Source organism: Streptomyces muensis (assembly GCF_021474425.1).
GTDB classification, from domain to species: Bacteria; Actinomycetota; Actinomycetes; order Streptomycetales; family Streptomycetaceae; genus Streptomyces; species Streptomyces muensis.
Genome location: NZ_JAKEIP010000003.1, coordinates 81855 through 97457 on the forward strand (window position 1 = coordinate 81855; position 15603 = coordinate 97457).

Annotated in this window: 15 protein-coding genes and 4 pseudogenes; 11 read left to right on the plus strand and 8 right to left on the minus strand. The window is 69.1% G+C overall.

The window, feature by feature from the left end; all coding sequences use genetic code 11:
- Nucleotides 1–11 precede the first annotated feature (11 nt).
- Entirely contained in the window at nt 12–608 is a 597-nt protein-coding gene (locus L0P92_RS01455; RefSeq protein ID WP_234760524.1) for a 2'-5' RNA ligase family protein, read from the plus strand.
- A gap of 13 nt (nt 609–621) precedes the next feature.
- Here the strand turns inward: L0P92_RS01455 and L0P92_RS45610 are convergent.
- Nucleotides 622–817 (minus strand): annotated as a pseudogene (locus L0P92_RS45610) (NAD-dependent succinate-semialdehyde dehydrogenase); the annotation flags it as partial.
- A 120-nt stretch (nt 818–937) separates the two neighbouring features.
- On the opposite strand from L0P92_RS45610, the pseudogene L0P92_RS01460 reads away from it, so the two are divergent.
- Nucleotides 938–1029 (plus strand): annotated as a pseudogene (locus L0P92_RS01460) (IS5/IS1182 family transposase); the annotation flags it as partial.
- Nucleotides 1030–1051: 22 nt separating this feature from the next.
- On the opposite strand, the gene L0P92_RS01465 reads toward L0P92_RS01460, so the two are convergent.
- The gene (locus L0P92_RS01465) at nt 1052–1486 is read right to left on the minus strand and encodes a VOC family protein (RefSeq protein ID WP_234760525.1); all 435 of its coding nucleotides are present in this window, start codon (nt 1484–1486) and stop codon (nt 1052–1054) included.
- A gap of 224 nt (nt 1487–1710) precedes the next feature.
- On the opposite strand from L0P92_RS01465, the gene L0P92_RS01470 reads away from it, so the two are divergent.
- Both L0P92_RS01470 and L0P92_RS01475 read left to right on the plus strand, forming a co-directional pair.
- Nucleotides 1711–2229 (plus strand): cupin domain-containing protein, encoded by a 519-nt coding sequence (locus L0P92_RS01470; RefSeq protein WP_234760526.1) that lies wholly within the window; start codon nt 1711–1713, stop codon nt 2227–2229.
- Nucleotides 2230–2747: 518 nt separating this feature from the next.
- Nucleotides 2748–3282, plus strand: a pseudogene (locus L0P92_RS01475) (DUF3291 domain-containing protein); the annotation flags it as partial.
- Between the two features lie 343 nt (nt 3283–3625).
- On the opposite strand, the gene L0P92_RS01480 reads toward L0P92_RS01475, so the two are convergent.
- Nucleotides 3626–3958, minus strand: a complete 333-nt coding sequence (locus L0P92_RS01480) for a type II toxin-antitoxin system PemK/MazF family toxin (protein ID WP_234760528.1) — start codon at nt 3956–3958, stop codon at nt 3626–3628.
- Between the two features lie 164 nt (nt 3959–4122).
- Here L0P92_RS01480 and L0P92_RS01485 point away from each other — a divergent pair.
- The 3 genes and pseudogenes from L0P92_RS01485 (at nt 4123) to L0P92_RS01495 (ending at nt 7451) form a co-directional block, all read left to right on the plus strand.
- Nucleotides 4123–5356: pseudogene (locus L0P92_RS01485) on the plus strand (IS701 family transposase).
- Between the two features lie 165 nt (nt 5357–5521).
- Nucleotides 5522–5854 carry an ANTAR domain-containing protein gene (locus tag L0P92_RS01490; RefSeq protein WP_234760529.1) on the plus strand — a complete coding sequence of 111 codons (333 nt, stop codon included), beginning with the start codon at nt 5522–5524 and terminating at the stop codon, nt 5852–5854.
- Between the two features lie 439 nt (nt 5855–6293).
- The gene (locus tag L0P92_RS01495; protein ID WP_234760530.1) at nt 6294–7451 is read left to right on the plus strand and encodes a Rieske 2Fe-2S domain-containing protein; all 1158 of its coding nucleotides are present in this window, start codon (nt 6294–6296) and stop codon (nt 7449–7451) included.
- 187 nt (nt 7452–7638) lie between these two features.
- Here the strand turns inward: L0P92_RS01495 and L0P92_RS01500 are convergent, their stop codons facing one another.
- Nucleotides 7639–8457, minus strand: coding sequence for a helix-turn-helix domain-containing protein (locus L0P92_RS01500; protein ID WP_234760531.1), 819 nt, complete (start codon nt 8455–8457; stop codon nt 7639–7641).
- Entirely contained in the window at nt 8454–9347 is an 894-nt protein-coding gene (locus L0P92_RS01505) for a helix-turn-helix domain-containing protein (protein ID WP_234760532.1), read from the minus strand. Before L0P92_RS01505 ends, L0P92_RS01500 begins: the two co-directional genes overlap by 4 nt.
- Nucleotides 9348–9677: 330 nt before the next feature.
- Between L0P92_RS01505 and L0P92_RS01510 the strand changes: the two genes are divergently transcribed.
- From L0P92_RS01510 to L0P92_RS01525, 4 genes are all read left to right on the plus strand, one after another.
- On the plus strand, nt 9678–10025 hold the full coding sequence (locus L0P92_RS01510; protein ID WP_234760533.1) for an alpha-amylase inhibitor: 348 nt from the start codon (nt 9678–9680) through the stop codon (nt 10023–10025).
- A 29-nt stretch (nt 10026–10054) separates the two neighbouring features.
- Nucleotides 10055–10489, plus strand: coding sequence for a PLL family lectin (locus L0P92_RS01515; RefSeq protein WP_234760534.1), 435 nt, complete (start codon nt 10055–10057; stop codon nt 10487–10489).
- Between the two features lie 393 nt (nt 10490–10882).
- Entirely contained in the window at nt 10883–11260 is a 378-nt protein-coding gene (locus L0P92_RS01520) for a hypothetical protein (protein ID WP_234760535.1), read from the plus strand.
- A gap of 35 nt (nt 11261–11295) precedes the next feature.
- Nucleotides 11296–12492, plus strand: coding sequence for an ABC transporter substrate-binding protein (locus tag L0P92_RS01525; protein ID WP_234760536.1), 1197 nt, complete (start codon nt 11296–11298; stop codon nt 12490–12492).
- Between the two features lie 128 nt (nt 12493–12620).
- Here L0P92_RS01525 and L0P92_RS01530 read toward each other — a convergent pair whose 3' ends face one another.
- The 3 genes from L0P92_RS01530 to L0P92_RS01540 all read right to left on the minus strand — a co-directional run bounded on the left by L0P92_RS01530 (nt 12621) and on the right by L0P92_RS01540 (nt 15199).
- The gene (locus L0P92_RS01530) at nt 12621–13157 is read right to left on the minus strand and encodes a MarR family winged helix-turn-helix transcriptional regulator (protein ID WP_234760538.1); all 537 of its coding nucleotides are present in this window, start codon (nt 13155–13157) and stop codon (nt 12621–12623) included.
- 34 nt (nt 13158–13191) lie between these two features.
- Nucleotides 13192–14241 carry a PP2C family protein-serine/threonine phosphatase gene (locus tag L0P92_RS01535; RefSeq protein ID WP_234760562.1) on the minus strand — a complete coding sequence of 350 codons (1050 nt, stop codon included), beginning with the start codon at nt 14239–14241 and terminating at the stop codon, nt 13192–13194.
- 352 nt (nt 14242–14593) lie between these two features.
- A complete protein-coding gene (locus L0P92_RS01540; RefSeq protein ID WP_234760539.1) occupies nt 14594–15199 on the minus strand; it encodes a dihydrofolate reductase family protein in 606 nt (201 codons plus the stop codon).
- Between the last annotated feature and the right edge of the window lie 404 nt (nt 15200–15603).

Below are 15603 nucleotides of genomic sequence, written 5' to 3' on the forward strand. Positions count from 1 at the left end.
ATCATGGCCATATGGATGGGAATGCGGGTTTCGGCGCTGCCGAGCCCGGCGATGCGCTCCACGTGGCGCCGACGGCCCGGACGGCAGTGGCGTGGCTGCCGCCGAGCGAGCTCTGGCCGGCCATCCAGCACATCCGCTGGGAGCATGATCCGCAGGTACGGCGGTGGCCGCCGCACGTGAACCTGCTGTTCGGTTTCGTACCGGAGGAGGAGTTCGCCCGGGCCGTGCCGCTGCTCTGCGCCGGGGCGGCGGCGGCCACGCCGTTCACGGCGCGGCTGGCCGGGGTGCGGTACTTCCGGCACCGGCACTACGCCACTGTCTGGCTCGATCCGGCCGCGGCAGGACCGGCCCCGTGGGCCCGTCTCCAGCGTGAGCTACAGCTGCGCTTCCCGCTCTGCCTGGGACGCGGTGCCCGCTTCACCCCGCATCTGTCCCTCGGCCGCACCCACGACCCGAAACACCTGGCAGCCGAGTGCGCCGCCCGACTCGGCACCCTGTCGGCCACTGTCGAGGAGGTGGTGCTGCTCTCCCGTCGCGGTGAGGAGCCCATGATGCCTCGGGCCGTGATCACGCTGGGCACGGGGGAGGTTCGCCGACCCGTGCGGTGAGAGACGGAGGGAGTCACTCACCTCCCGGCTTCGCCGGGTACTGGTACTCCAGGAACGCCTCGATGCCGACCCGGCCGCCTTCGCCGCCCATGCCGGATTACTCGCGTCGTGCGCCGACGCGCAGGGCCAGGTGGAGGCCGTCGGTGAAGACGTGGCCGACGAGTCCCAGGGGTGTCGTTGGCACGGCATACAACCTCGTCCTCGTCCTCGTCCCCGTCCCCGGTTCCGTCCCCGCCGTCATCGTCATCGCCGAAGGCGAGGAGTCGGGGACCTCGGGGTACGGTCGCCGACGAGCACCTCGGCACCACGCTCCACCACGTCGGCGCCCGCGGAAGAAGACCTGGAAGCCCTCCATGACTGCCATCTCAAGGGCGCCGGCATTCACACCGCGATGCTCGGCATCGCCCGACTGCACAACCTGATCTCGCCGTCGCGGAAGATGCTCAGTCGAGACAGAACTCGTTGCCCTCGATGTCCTGCATCACGATGCACGACTCGTTGGTGCCATCGGCAAGCAGCGTGCGCACATGCGCCGCGCCGAGCGCGACCAGCCGTGCGCACTCGGCCTGGAGTGTGGCGAGACGCTCCTCACCCACAAGCCCGGTGCCGGCCCGCACGCAGAGATGCACCCGATTCTTGACGACCTTCCCTTCCGGAACGCGCTGGAAGAGCAGCCGCGGGCCCACGCCTGAGGGATCACTGCATGCGAAGTAGGTGACCTGCTCCTCAGCCGGCAGCGAGCGATGGTAGTCCTCCCAAGTCGCAAACTCCTTCGGGACCGGCGGTACGACGTACCCCAACACCTCGCACCAAAAGCCGGCGAGGCGCGCAGGTTCTGCGCAGTCGAAGGTGACCTGGAACTGCTTGATCGATGACATCGGGGCACCATAGCAAGGGCAATCTGTCGCTCATCTCCCGGTCAGGATCCGCATGTTGTCGGGATGACAGCACCCGCTGGCCTCTGCCCTGTCGTGCGGTCGCGGGGCAGGCTTAGGACTCCGGCCCTCGTTCCCGGACCCGTCGAGATCATCCGGAGGCCCGATGCCGCCTTCCGAGGGCTCAAGCCACCATGCCGGTGGAGACCTGCAACAAGGAGCGCATCATGTCGTACCTGGAACCCGTCCAGTACCCAGAGCCTCGCCACCACGGCAACAAGGGCGAAGTGAATGCCGTCTTCCGCCCTGCCACCACTCCGCCGGACATTTCCTCGCCCGGCGGCTCGACCCACTACCTCGCCACCAACGAGTCGACCGGTGGTGAATTCGGCCTCTACAAGGTGGAGTTGGGTGCACAGTCCGCCGGAGCCAAGACTCACTTTCACAAGGCCATCTCGGAATCCTTCTACATCCTCTCGGGCGAACTGGAGCTCTACAACGGCGAGAAGTGGGTCACGGGCCGCGAGGGCGACTTCCTGTACGTGCCGGTCGGCGGCCTGCACGCCTTCAAGAACGTGACCGACGAGCCCATGTCCATGCTCATGCTCTTCTCGCCAGGCGCCCCGCGCGAGGAATACTTCGAGCGGGTCGCGGAGATGACGCGGCGCGGTGGCCAGGAACTCAAGCAGTTTCGCATCCGGCACGACAGCTACTTCGTGGAGGACCTCGAGGCCGGGGCGGAGTAGTCCGAGTCCGCTAAAGGAGTGCCGCCTCCCCGCCACGATGGCTCCGCCAGGAGGCATTTCGGAAGCGGCAGCGGCAGCGGCAGTTCGGAAACACCTGACTGCCACCCAGGATGAGTCTGGCGCCTACCGGGGCACTACGCCCGATCATCTGCGGCTACCGGGTCATCGCCGATGACAACAGTGGTCCCGTCGCCGCCGAAGGTCGCCTGGCAGCGGCCGACGTTGCGGTTCACCATCTAGTGCTCGATGAAAGGAATGTGCTGGTGCCTCAGCGATAGCTGACATGGCAGCGACTTGACCTCTGACCAGTGCGAGAGGCCACGTGGACTGGGAATACGCAACTTCGACATGGCCCGCAGAGGCGGCTACCTTCACCTGGTCTTCGGCGAATCGCCCACGGCGGCATAGGAGTTCCCTCCGGCTGAGCCACCCAGGTGGTCACGCCTCACGAACCCCCACCCCCGTGCGCCAGCCACCGAACCGGTCCACACCAGGCACCCCCAACCAGAAAGAGACGCATGTCCCGTCTTGCGCTGTACACATTCGGCGTCCTGAAATCACCTCTCGTCGATCCCGCACCTCTCACACGCGAGTTCTACGACATCGGTGAAGCCGTCTACGGGAAGATCAGCCAACACCCCGGATACCTGGCGCGTGCCGAAACGGCAGACGGTGACCGAGGCATGCTCTTCGACGCGGACTGGGGTGCATGGGGAGAGTTCGCCGTGCCGACGTGGTACGGCAAGGGCCGGACAGTGGAAACCACCGCCCTGGCCGCGACCCTCTCACTCTGGACCGATCTGCGCTCCGCCTTCGACGCCGTCTACACCGGTCTGCACCGTGAGGCGTTGAGCAGGCGTTACGACTGGTTCGAGAGGACACGCCACCCGAATTACGTCGTCTGGTGGGTCTCCGACGGCGTGATACCCACCTGGCGGGACGGGGTTTCCAGGCTGGAACACCTCCACGACCACGGCTCCGCGCCGCACGCCTTCACCTTCCACGACTCGTTCACCCGGGAGGGAAACTCCGACCACGATAAAAGGCATCGGGCGGCGGCTTCACAGCCCAAGACCGGTCTTGAAGCGGACTAGAAGTAGAGCGAGAATTCTGCGGCCTCAGATCAACACCGCGAGAGGAATCCGAGACCGCCGAGTGAGAGTGAGTCCACTCGACGTGTCGGGATCAAATGACGATCCCGATACCGGGGCACGACGGCGTCGCTCAGCCGGAACCCGTCCTTCACCCAGGAAGTGCATCACCAGCGTCCATCGAGCCCAGTACTCCAGCCGTAGATCGTGATCTCGATCATGAAGGCGCCGAGGAGACAGGTGGCCAGCGTCGATCATCTGGACGAGATCGAGCACGCCATCAAGGGCGTCCGTTCCTCCTCCGCCTACCCGAGTCCACCGAGACGGAGGGCATCCTCAATCTCGCTGAGCTTCGCGGAGGGCAGGACCCCCGCTCGCTCGATCAGGTCGTCCCGGGACACTGTGGTCAGCCACGTGCAAGGGGTAAAGCCTGGACGCGGGAACGCGATCCGCAGCACGCCTTCAAAGGGCAGTCCTTCCATGGCGCCTACTGCCACTTCGACGCCCAGACCGCTGATGTCGACGCCCGCCGGAGCGACGACCTGCATCACCTGGATCCCGGACGCGTCGTCTCCCGACAGCAGTACGACCGGCCGCCGCTCATCGAACTCGACCCACCAGACTTCGCCACGTTGCACATGTCCTCCTGACACGGGACGGCAGGCGGAGGCTGCGCGACCCCGACGCGCTGTGGAGACGGGTGCGGCTGGCGTTGATCACCGGTGTGCAGACTGAAGATCATGCGGTGGCCGCAGGTCACAGCGTAGACCCTGCCCGCTGGCAGGAGGCGTTCGAGGGCCTGATGAGCCGGACAGCGGGGCGGTTTGCGCGGGTCGAACCCCAGCGTCGGGCGGGGCAGTTGGTGCTCGGGCTGCTGTCGGACCTGCCGCACAAGAACTGCTGGACCATCGTTGAGTCGGCCAGGGAGGCCACCCCGGACGGCATGCAGCACCTGCTCGGCCGGGCCAAGTGGGAAGCCGACCAGGTACGCGACGACCTGCGCGACTACGTGGTGGAGCACCTGCACGACGACCAGGCGGTGCTGGTGGTCGACTAGACCGGGGACGTGAAGAAGGGCACCCGCACCGTCGGCGTGCAGCGTCAGTACACCGGTACCGCGGGCCGGATCGAACGTTCCCAGGTAGCGGTCTACCTCGTCTACGGCGGCCGCCGCAGGCACGCGGCGGTGGAGCAGGAGCTGTACATCCCGCGCTCGTGGACTACCGACCCGGACCACTGCCGGGCCGCGGGCCTGGCCGAGGACACCGCCTTCGCGACCAAGCCGGAGCTGGCCGCCCGGATGGTCGGCAGGTTCCTCGACACCGGACACCACGCGAAGTGGGTCGCGGCCGACGAGGTCTACGGCGGCAACCCCACGCTGCGGACCACGCTGGAACGCGCGGCGTGGACTATGTGCTCGCCGTCGCCTGCAACCACGAAGCCACCATCAGTGCCGGGAAGTTCCGCGCGGATACCCTGGCTGCGAAGGTGCCCAAACGGGCCTGACAGAAGCTGTCGGCCGGGGCCTGCGCCAAGGGACACCGCTTCTACGACTGGGCCGTCCTCGACCTGACCGAACCGGGCACCAGGCAGCCACCAGCCGCTGCTCCGCCGCAACCGCCCCACCGGTGAACTCCCCTACTACCGCTGCTGGTCACCCGCCCCGGTGTCCCTGGCCACGCTGGTGCGGGTCGCCGGCTCACGGTGGTGGGTGGAAGAGACCTTCCAAGCCGGCAAGGGCCTGGCCGGACTGGACGAGCACCAAGGTCACCGCCACACCTCCTGGTCCCGCTGGGTCACCCTGGCCATGCTCGCCCACGCCTTCCTTGCCGTCGTCCGCGCCGACGAACACGCCCGCCATCCCCCCCGGACGGGCTGATCCCGCTCACCTGCAACGACATCCAGCGACTGTTCACAGCATTCGTCCGGCCCATGCGCGACGTGGCCCCCGGCTCGGCTGGTCCGCCTGGCGACGGCGCCATCAGGCCCGAGCTCACGCCAGCCATTACCGCCGACAAGCCGCGAACCAAACATGAAGATCACGATCTACGACTGGAGTACTGGGCCTGCTCACAGACCGAACCTGCCACTCTTGCCCACCCTGTGGCCAGCCCGTCTTGATCGCGACGTCGCATCGCAGCAACCAGACGCACCGGCGCACAAACTGGCATGAGACCAGCGAAGTGACGAGGATGATGTGCATGGCGCACGTACCGCACGAGCCCGGCGACGAGGTCGACCGGATCGTCGAACTCGAGCAAGAGGTCGACCAGCTCAAAGATGCCGTGGCCTCGCACGCCGTCGTGGACCAGGCCATCGGGATGATCGTCGCACTCGGCAGGGTGGCGCCCGACCAAGGATGGGCGGTACTGCAGCACGTTTCCCAGCACACGAACATCAAGCTCCGAAACGTCGCAGAGTTGATCCTCATCTGGGCCCGGAACGGGGCCATGCCGAACGAGATCCGCGTCGAACTCGAAGAGGCCCTCGAGCGCTACGGCCCGACGCAGATTCCGGGATCGGACCGGGACTGACTGACGTACAGCGCCTCCCGTATCACGACGGTTTTCGAACATCAATCGACGGCACGGGCGGCAATAGCCCGTATTTCTCAGCTCAGGCTCACCTCAATTCCACGAGGTCGAGACTGAAGATACTGGGCTGGCCACGCGCTATTCAGCGCCGCTCAGAGAGCGGATACGAGGGATACATGCATCACTAGACCGCATATTCATATCCGAACGGCCCCCTTCTCGTGGCCATCACCGACCTGCGCAAACTCTCGTGCACGTAAACATCGCCCTCCGGTCGTCAACGGCGTCACTGACCTGTCCGACACCTGTCCGGACGCACGGGACAGGGCGTGGGCGCCAGTGGACCACCAGGATGGACGCGGGACCCGAGGGTCGGCGCGGGTCGGTGAGCCGGAGTGAGTGGAACTGTCCGCCGGCGTTCCGAGTACACGGGAGAGGTATGACCGAGATCGACTCTGACGGGGCCGGGGCTCTCGGTGCCGAGGCCAATGGTGCCCGGCCCTCGCCGCACCGTCATCCCGCTCCCGGCACGCCCGACCTTCGGCGCGTGGGAGCGAACCCGGATTTCTGGTACCCCGTCGCGCTCGCCCGGAGCGTTCGCAGCGGGCAGGTGTTCGCGACCGCGTTCGCCGGTGAGCGCATCGCGCTCTACCGCGGCAAGAGCGGTGCCGTCTACGCGCTGGAGGACCGCTGCGCCCACCGGCAGGTGCCGCTCAGCATGGGCGTCGTGGAGGGCGAGACACTCCGCTGCTGCTATCACGCCTGGGCCTATCGCGGCGACGGGCGCATCTGCCAGATCCCGTACCTGTCCAAGGGCGATGGCCGACCGCCGCGCGGTGTGCGCGGCTACCCCGTCCGCGAGGCGTACGGTCTGGTGTTCGTCTTCCCGGGCGCCCCGGAGAAGGCGGGAATCACCACGCTGCCCGAACTGCCGTACTTCGACTCGGTGAAGTACAAGACCATGACCTTCTCCCGGACCGTGCGCTGCCACTACTCGTTCATGCACGAGAACCTGCTCGACATGAACCACCAGTACCTCCACCGGGGTGTGGTCGGCAGGCTCCACCCGGAGCTTTTGGAGTACCGGACCGGCGTACGGTCGACGGAGGCCAGGTACCTGTTCACGCACACTGGCGGGAAGCGGAACCGCAGCGCCGCCCTGCTGGCCGCCGAGGGCATCGGCGGGCGCAAGTCGAGCGATGTCATGACCATCCGCACCGACTACCCGTACCAGACACTCGACCTGGTCCCGGAGAACGCCGAGCGTCCAGCCCTGTGCCTCTGGGCTGCCTACGTGCCCGAGGACACGGAGCAGCGCACGTGTCATGCCTACGGCCTGCTCATGATCGAGAAGCCATCCATTCGCGGCGCCCTTCATCTGGCCTGGCCGTTCATCAGGCGCTTCACCGAGCGCGTGTTCGCCGAGGACCGCATGGCCGTCGAAGCCGAGCAGCGGGCCTGGGAGGAACAGGGCGAGGACCGCAATCACGAGGTCTTCCCCCTCATTCTGGACGTCCGCGCGGTACTGCGCGCCAACGGCGTCCCGCTCCGTGCCGAGACCGCCGGCAGGGCCTGCCGGACCGGTGGGTGCAGATGAACGCCGTCGGCACTCAGGTTGCTGTGCAGGCAGGTTTCCGGGCAGGACGCGACGCGGCGGTAGCGCCGCGCTGGAAGTGGGCCGACTGACCTCGACAGCACACGCCCGACGCGGCGCAAATCCCCGGAAGTCTGCGAGATCCCCCCAGCGAGCCGGTCCAGGCCCGCGTTTGCATCCACCTTTCGCGTCACGGGTCGTAGCACTCACGGCCCCCGCCGTCGGCCGGCAGGAAACAGAGGCGCAGATCGGTCCGGTGGTCTCCGCCCAGCATCGGAGTGAACCGGTAGATGCTCGTGTCCGCCGTGGTCCGGATCACGACACGGCGCGGCGGTGCGCCGGGAGCCGAGATCTCGACCGTGTCCCCGACCCGCGAGTGCCAGACCCGCCCCCACGCCGCGGCGCACACCGTGCTGTACCGGATCTCCACGCGGGCGCCGGTGCCGGTGCGGTGGGGCGGGCCGAGCGCGTCGGCCCGGCCGGGCAGTCCGCAGGCCATGCGGTCGGGATCCTTTCCGTCGCATGCCTCGCTCCGGCAGCCGGGGGCCGGATCCAGCGTCGGGGTATCCGGCGTCGTGGGGCGGCCGAAGGTGTGGTTCGGCAGCCACAAGGCGGCCGTGAGCGCGGCGGTTGCCACGGCGGCTCCGGCGCCGAGAGTCAGCAGCAACCGCCGCCGGGTGTGCCGTGAGTGGGGGGCCGTCTGCCCGGCGTCCAGTGTTTCCGGCCCCGAGGTGGTCGGCGACGGAGCGGTGGAGCGGGCGCGTCCGCTCCACTCGACGTCGGCCAGCTCCCAGAGTGCGAGCAGCCGCCCGGGATGCTCGCCCGCCATCGCGCAGAGCGCCTCGACGGCCTGCCTGGGGGCCGGTAGCTTGCCGTTGAGATAGCGCTCCCAGGACGACTTGCTGTACGGGGTGCGCTCGGCCAGGGCCGCCAGGCTGAGGCCCGTGCGGGCCCGCACCCCTCGGAGTTCCTCGGCCAGGGCCGCGCATTCGGGTGCGGGGGTGGTCATCCGCGCAGCACCCTCCAGGTGTGGGGGCCCACGACGCCGTCCGCCGGCAGCCCTGCCTTCTTCTGCAGCCGCATCACGGCCGCGATCGTCTGCTGTCCGTAGATCCCGTCGACGAGGCCCGGGTCCATCTTGCGGTGTCTCAACAGGCACTGGGCCTCCACCACGTCCCAGCCCGGTCCGGCGAGGACTGCGGTGCGTGTCGCGCTGTATCCCGCGACCAGGACACCGCCGTCCGGGCCGTCGGCCCTGTGGACCTTGCAGGGGTAGGACTTGCCCGGCTTGAAGACGTACCTTCCCGGTCCGTGGCCGGCGGGCGTGGCTTGGGCAGGGGAACTCGGCTGTGCGGTGGGCGTGTCGAGCACGGTGCCCGCCTTCTCGCTGTCGCGGTCGCCGCCCAGCGGTACGCCCATCAGCAGTCCCGCGCCCAGCCCGACGAGCGCGGCGGCCGCGACGGCGCCGGCGACGACGAACCTGGGAACTCCCGGCCGACGCTCGTCGCCCACCGAAGTGAGCTCCTCCTGGGGCGACTTCGCCGCTACGGCCGTGTCGGCCTCCCCGAGCCGCCACTCGCCGTCCGCATCGGCCGCGTCGCCCGCATCAGCGGACGGCGACGGTGCGGACCGCTGCTGCCACGCTTCCTCGGCCAGCTCGTGCAGGACCAACAGCAGGGTCGGTTCCGTACCCGTGATCCGTGCCAGTTTCTCCACCGCGTGACGTGGGGGCAGCGCTCTTCCGTTCAGGCAACGCTCCCACGACGACCGGCTGTATTCCGTCTTGGCCGCGAGCGAGGTGAGGCTCAGCCCGCTGCGGTCCTTCAACCTCCTCAGCTGTACGACCAGTTGCCGCACTCTCTGATCCAGCGAACCCGGCAGTTCCTTCCAACGCGGCATGGCTCGCTCCGTAAGCGTCAGGGCCCAAGTGCCTTCACCTTCTTCATGTTCCGACTGTTGGCATCCCCGGCGCAGGCTCCTGGTTCCCGGCCCCACCCCGCGCCCAGGCTTCTTCGGCCACACCTCACAGCGGCCCGGCGTCCCGCCGATCCGGCGTCCCGTCTCACACCTTTGCAGGTCAGCACGTGGGACATCCCACGGTGTCCCAGTCGCCCCGACGCCGCTGGCCCCGTGCCGGATTGGCCAGCAATCTCGGTAGGGCCGAGCCGGACGGTGCGGGCCGATCCGCTGCTCGCACCGTCCTCCAGCCACTACTGACAAGGGGAAGCCATGCGCAGGATCACATCGGCCGTCGCCACAACGGCCGCGGCAGCCGCACTCACCGTCGGCCTCACCGGCGGCGCCACGGCCGCCGATCGGGCCGACACCGGTCAGGGGGTCCGGGCCGGGCAGGTCACCGCCGCCGGCACCGCGCCGGCGTGCATCGAGCGTACGAGTGTCACGAACAAGCCCGACGGTGGAGTCCGGGTCCACCTGCGCAACTTCTGCGGCGGGACCATGCGCGTCAAGGTGATCGTCAAGAGCTGGTCGGACAGCGGCTGCAAGTCCATGCCGAACGGGTCCGGCTGGCTCTTCCAGACCGTCGGCGGCCGATACGACCGGACCGTGGTGTGCTGAGCGGGGACGGAAGGAGGACCGGAGGGCTCATGAACGTCGTCACCAGGACGCTTCTCGTCGCGACGGCAACTCTGGCGGGACTGGCGGGCACGGCGCTGCCGGCCGCGTCGGCCGCCGCCGTCGAGCCCGCAGCCGCCGCGGCACGGTGCTCGGTCAAGGCCTGGGGCCACCAGGGCCACTACAAGTGCGGCACGGACCTGAAGGCCGGCTACATCGACTGGAACAGGGACGGCCGCACCGACGAAGTCTTCGTGATCGCTCCGAACCGCACGATCTGGCACACGTGGAAGAACGCCGGCGGCTGGAAGGAGATGCCGGGCAGCGGCCGTGCCGACGACATGCTGGGGGCCAACGGCACCGGCGACCCGCGCCGTTGTGTCGTCGTCTACGTGAACAGGGGCTACCACTACTGGCAGAACTGCCACTACAACGGCAAGTGGCACAACTGGACCACCAGCGGCTGACGCACCTCCCTCCAGCCACGACTCGCGAATGCCGGGCCCCGGGATGTCATGACAGACACCCCGGGGCCCGGTGGCGTGCGTGTGCGTACCCGGAGCAAGGCCTCGACGTCACAGGCGCTCACCGCCCACCGGACCTGTGAGCCGCGCGCCCGGCCCGGCCACCAGAACCGTGCCGTCGGCCATACCTCCCGAATCACCCCGTCGGCGTACAGCACGGACCGCTCTGTTGACGCGTCAACGCCCGTACCTCCGGCGTCCCGTCGGAGTACCTGATCAACGGTCTTGCTGATCATTCACCCCGCCACGGCCGTGTCGATCTTCCGACGTGTCGTTGGTCGTAGTGCGCCGGCCGGGACGGCCGGCAACCGATCCAGCGGAAGGAAACCGACACAGATGTACGGCACGCGGCGCATGGCGGTAGTGGCCTCGATCGTGGGGATGCTCATGGCTGTTCCCGCCGGCATGGCGACGGCCCATGCCGGTGACGGCGACGCGGGGGCGGGCGGTGTGCTGTCCAACCTCTCCGGCCGGAACTCCTCCGGTCACGCCAACCTCTGCGGGACCGGCAAGGTGGCGCTCTTCAAGGAGCGCACCTGTGTGGCCGAGGACGACGGCAAGGGGGGCGGCGACCAGGCGGGCCCCAGCGGCGGCGTCCTGTCCAACCTGCTCTTCGCCCGTAACGCCTCGGGACACAGCAACAACTGCGGCAACGAGACGGTGGCCGTGTTCAGCAACACCACCTGCATCACCGAGGACCGTTCCGGCCACTGAGCAGTCTCACCGACTCAGCCAAGAGAGGGGCCACGATGTCGACAACTTCCCTGTGCGTGGGCGTAGTAGCGCCTTTGACGGGTCGACTGGCCCCTCTCGGGTCACCGTTGTCGTACGTCCTGCGCAGGCTCGCACCCCGGCTCGCGCACGTGCGTAACCGCGGCCGCCGCTACGACGTGACCATCGCGGTACGAGACAGCCGTTCGGATCCTGACGCGGCCCGGCAGGCCGTGCACGACCTGGCCGACGCCGACGGAGCGAACGTCGTGCTCACCATGGCCGGCACCCGGGTCCTGCCCGCCGTCACCGACGCCTGCGAAGAGGCCCGGGTCCCCTGCGTGTCGACCACGTTCCCCTGGCAGGCGTACGTCCATACCCGCGGCGCCGGGCCCGGCCACCGTTTCCGGTGGACGTACCACTTCGCGTGGGGGCTGGACGACATCGCGGCCGTCTTCGCCGACCTGTGGGAGCGCGTGGACGGGCGAGGTGCCGTCGGGTGCCTGTGGAACGACGATCTGCAGGGCGGGCTGCTGCGGCACGACCGGTACGGTTTCGCTCCGGTGACGTCCCCGCGCGGGCACACCCTGGTCGACCTGGGCGCCTACCGGGAACCCGCCGACGACTTCCGCACACAGGTCAGCCGCATGCGGGAACACGGCGCCGACCTCGTCACCAGTGCAGCCACCGCCACCGACCTGGCCCTCTTCCACCGCCAGGCCCGCGAGACAGGGCTGCGCCCGCGACTGATCACCTGCTCACGCTGGCTGACCTACCCGCACACCCACACCACCCCCGCCTCCGACGTCCACAGCGAACTCGCCGACGCGGGCGTGGCCACCCTGGTCTACTGGAGCCCCGACCACCCCTACCGCTCCAGCCTGGACGGCACCACGTGCGCCGAGCTCGCCCACGCCTACCAGCAGGACACCGGCGCGGCCTGGCTCCAGCCCCTCGGCCTGGCCCACTCCCTCCTGGAGACGGCCCACCACGCTCTCGCCATCGCGGACGACCCCACCGACCGGGCCTCCGTCGCGCAGGCTCTCGCCGGCACCAGCCTCGACACCATCGCCGGCCGCCTCGACTGGACCCGAGGGCCGACGCCCAACATCGCCCTGCTCCCCCTGGTCGGCGGGCAGTGGCACCACGGCAGAGAGGGCCCCCGGCTCGCCGTCGTCAGCAACCGCGCGCATCCGGGCGTACCGCTCACCGGCGAGCTCGCACCGGCGCGGTGACGCCCACCCGAACCACGCGTCGCCCAGGCCCCCCGTGAACGTGAAGAACCCTAGATCGAGCATGGGTACGGCCGTGGCGGAATCAGCTCCGCCAGGCGGTCGGCGACCCGACCGTCACCGGCACGCCGTCAGGTGTCGCGTGCCCCTTCGGCATCCACGACCCAGCCCAGCGGGTGCGGCCCCTGATCGTCCGGCGCCGGCGCGAGAGGTTCACCGCCCGCCTCGTTGAAGGCGGTCAGCGCCTCGATCAGGGTCAGGCGTTGCGTCGGTGTGAGCCGTTCGACGATCGCGGCGATCTCGGCGCGTCGTCGGGCGGTCACGTCCTCGACGATGCGCCGGCCCTCACCAGTGAGTCTCAGCAGTGTCTCGCGGCGATTGCCGGGGTTGGTCTGCCGGTCGGCGAGTCCGGCGGCGATCAATCGGTCGACCATCCGCATCGCCGTGGAGGGAGCGACCTGGAGCAGGTCGGCGAGCCCGACCAGTTTCGTCGCCCCGCGGGTGGACAGCACCACCAGCATCCGCATCTGCGGCAGCGTCACGCGTTCCTCGACCGCGGCCAGGGAGCGGGCGGAGACGGCGACCAGCAGGCGCGAGGCGGTCAGCACCGCGCTCGTGACCGCATCGACGTCTTCCACAGCCTCAGGGCGGGTCTCGTACTCCGGCATGCACCCTTTCTATCGCGCTGGAGTCCCAGGTCACTCACTCGCCGGGAACAGGCTGTCCCGGTCCATGACCATGGCCGTGGTAGCGCAGCAGGAGCATCGCGGCGTCGTCGTGTGCCGGTGCGGCGACATGGTGCACGAGATCCTCGCGCAGTGCCTGCAGGGCATGGTGGGCGTCCGGGTCCTTCAGCAGGTGCGCACGCCCGGCCAGCGGGTAGAACCGGCCGCGGTCGTCGCGCGCTTCGGTGACACCATCGGTGTACAGCAGCAGTTGCTCGCCTGGCGCGAAGTCGACCCGGAACGGCTTGGGCCCGTCGGCCCCATGCGCGCCCAGGCCCAGCGGGAGCGCATAAGACGGGGGCTCCGGAAAGTCCGCCGTTCCGTCGCGGCGCACCAGCATCGGGGCTGGATGGCCGTAATTGAGGAAGACGGCCTCGTGGTCCGCGCCGATCTCCACGAGGATCGCCGTGACGAACTTCTCCCCTTCCAACTCCCGTGCCACGCTGCGCTCCAAGCGTTCGCCCAGTCCGACCAGGTCGGCCTCGTCATGGGCGGCCTCCCGAAAGGCGCCGAGCACCACCGCGGCCGTCTCCACGGCAGCCAGCCCCTTGCCCTGTACATCGCCCACGATCACCCGGACACCGTGCGGGGAGGCCACCACCTCGTACAGATCCCCGCCGATGCGCGCCTCCGCCACGGCCGACGTGTACGACACAGCGGCCTGCAACGGTCCCGCGGTCAACGGCACCGGCCGCAGCAGGACCCGCTGGGCCAGCTCCGCGATCGACCGCACACTGGCCAGTTCCGCCTCCCGGCGCGAGCGCATCACAGCCGCCGCGATCCCCGCGCCGGTCACCCCCACCACTGATCCCAGGGCCGCGAAGCCCCGGCGTTCCTCGAACAGCCCGTTGTACAGGCCGAGTCCGATGCACAACACCAGGGCCACCAGGCCGATCAGCGCGGTACGCCGCCAACCGCCGACGAGCCCGGAGAACGCCGGCCCGAGCGACACCAGCGGCAGCAGTCCCACGCCCGGGCCGGCCACGACGTCCACGCCCGCGACCGCGGCCATCATCGCGACCGGCATCCAGGACAGTGTCGTCCCGCTCGGTGGCGGGTTCTTGTCGGTCACGGCGTACTCCCGGTGCGGCCGGCAACACTGGAAGGTCGCCTTGCCCAGGCACCCCTCCCCCACCTTTAGACTATGCAAATATCGCTCACGCGACACGGCTTCCGCGCCGGGCCTTTATCCAATCGAGTCCGAGAGCCGACGATTCCGGACTCCGGGCGAAGGGGTTTGTTGAGATGGCGGGGGACGCTGCCCCCCACCGACCTTCCGCTCGATGCTCATGGGCCGGGCGTCCTGGCGTTGGCCGTTCGCCCCTGTCAGGTCTTGCTCCGCGCCCGTCGGCGTCGCCGGCCTGGCGGACGGGGTGGCGTCACGCAGGGACGCCGAGCGGCGGGTGCTCGAGCACGCGGGGCTTGTACTCGACCAGCTGGATGCGGCCGTCGAAGGTGCGGTGCTCGATCATCTCGAGGGCGACGTCCGGATAGCCGTCGTAGATGCGCTCTTCGCCCGTGGCCCCGGTGATCACCGGGAACATCACGACCCGGAAGCGGTCGACGAGTCCGGCTCGTAGCAGCGACCGGCTCAGGCTGAGGCTGCCGATCGTGCTGAGGAGCCCAGAGCCACTCGACTTCATGGCGCGGACCGTCTCGACGGCGTCATCGCGGACGAGCGTGGAGTTGGCCCACGTCAGTGGCTCCTCGAGTGAGGAGGAGAACACCACCTTGGACGCTTGCGTGAGCTCGTCGACGGACGCCTCTTCTTCTGGCCGGAACTCGTCCTGGCCACTCGGGACCTCGCCTGCGGCGAAGCCCGACATCAGGCGGTAGGTGTTCGCTCCCATCAGGTAGGTGGCCTCGGGCTGCTTGCCGAGCCACGCGAGGTACTCCGGGCCCTCGAGGCCCCAGAACCCGGGCCATCCCTCTCCCGAGGCGTAGCCGTCGAGGGAGGTGATGAAGTCGACGAGAAGCTCCGACATGGCGGTGTCCTTTCCTTGGGTGTCACGAGCTTGGACCGGCCGGGAGCCACAAACTCATCGGCCGCGCCGTGGGGTAACGAGGAAACGCATGACGTTGCAGCCGATCAGGTCGGCGGAGCGGCCCTGTTTCGGCGGGCCGGGGCCTGGAGAACTGGCCAGTCCGCCCTCGGGCGCGCATTGAGGTGGAGGGACGGACCGGCTCAGTGTTGGGCTTGGCCACCCACGCCGCGACGCCAGCCGGTAACCCGCCTCGCCCTCGAAGCGTTGCCGCCTGGCGGTCGGGGAATACGGATCGTGCACGACCGACCCAAAGAGCGCAGGCGCACGGTGCGCGCGCTCGACGTGGCCCCTGCCTCGGTGCATGGGCCGGGCTCGCGTACACCGAGTCATCCCCGGCCGGTGTC

Bases quoted from the DNA above. Each gene is read 5' to 3' on its own strand.
- L0P92_RS01520 (WP_234760535.1), top strand. From the start codon at position 10,883: ATGTACGGCACGCGGCGCATGGCGGTAGTGGCCTCGATCGTGGGGATG.
- L0P92_RS01465 (WP_234760525.1), bottom strand. From the start codon at position 1,486: ATGTCATCGATCAAGCAGTTCCAGGTCACCTTCGACTGCGCAGAACCT.
- L0P92_RS01495 (WP_234760530.1), top strand. From the start codon at position 6,294: ATGACCGAGATCGACTCTGACGGGGCCGGGGCTCTCGGTGCCGAGGCC.
- L0P92_RS01455 (WP_234760524.1), top strand. From the start codon at position 12: ATGGATGGGAATGCGGGTTTCGGCGCTGCCGAGCCCGGCGATGCGCTC.
- L0P92_RS01500 (WP_234760531.1), bottom strand. From the start codon at position 8,457: ATGACCACCCCCGCACCCGAATGCGCGGCCCTGGCCGAGGAACTCCGA.
- L0P92_RS01530 (WP_234760538.1), bottom strand. From the start codon at position 13,157: ATGCCGGAGTACGAGACCCGCCCTGAGGCTGTGGAAGACGTCGATGCG.
- L0P92_RS01510 (WP_234760533.1), top strand. From the start codon at position 9,678: ATGCGCAGGATCACATCGGCCGTCGCCACAACGGCCGCGGCAGCCGCA.
- L0P92_RS01470 (WP_234760526.1), top strand. From the start codon at position 1,711: ATGTCGTACCTGGAACCCGTCCAGTACCCAGAGCCTCGCCACCACGGC.
- L0P92_RS01535 (WP_234760562.1), bottom strand. From the start codon at position 14,241: ATGCCGGTCGCGATGATGGCCGCGGTCGCGGGCGTGGACGTCGTGGCC.
- L0P92_RS01490 (WP_234760529.1), top strand. From the start codon at position 5,522: ATGGCGCACGTACCGCACGAGCCCGGCGACGAGGTCGACCGGATCGTC.
- L0P92_RS01525 (WP_234760536.1), top strand. From the start codon at position 11,296: ATGTCGACAACTTCCCTGTGCGTGGGCGTAGTAGCGCCTTTGACGGGT.
- L0P92_RS01540 (WP_234760539.1), bottom strand. From the start codon at position 15,199: ATGTCGGAGCTTCTCGTCGACTTCATCACCTCCCTCGACGGCTACGCC.
- L0P92_RS01515 (WP_234760534.1), top strand. From the start codon at position 10,055: ATGAACGTCGTCACCAGGACGCTTCTCGTCGCGACGGCAACTCTGGCG.
- L0P92_RS01505 (WP_234760532.1), bottom strand. From the start codon at position 9,347: ATGCCGCGTTGGAAGGAACTGCCGGGTTCGCTGGATCAGAGAGTGCGG.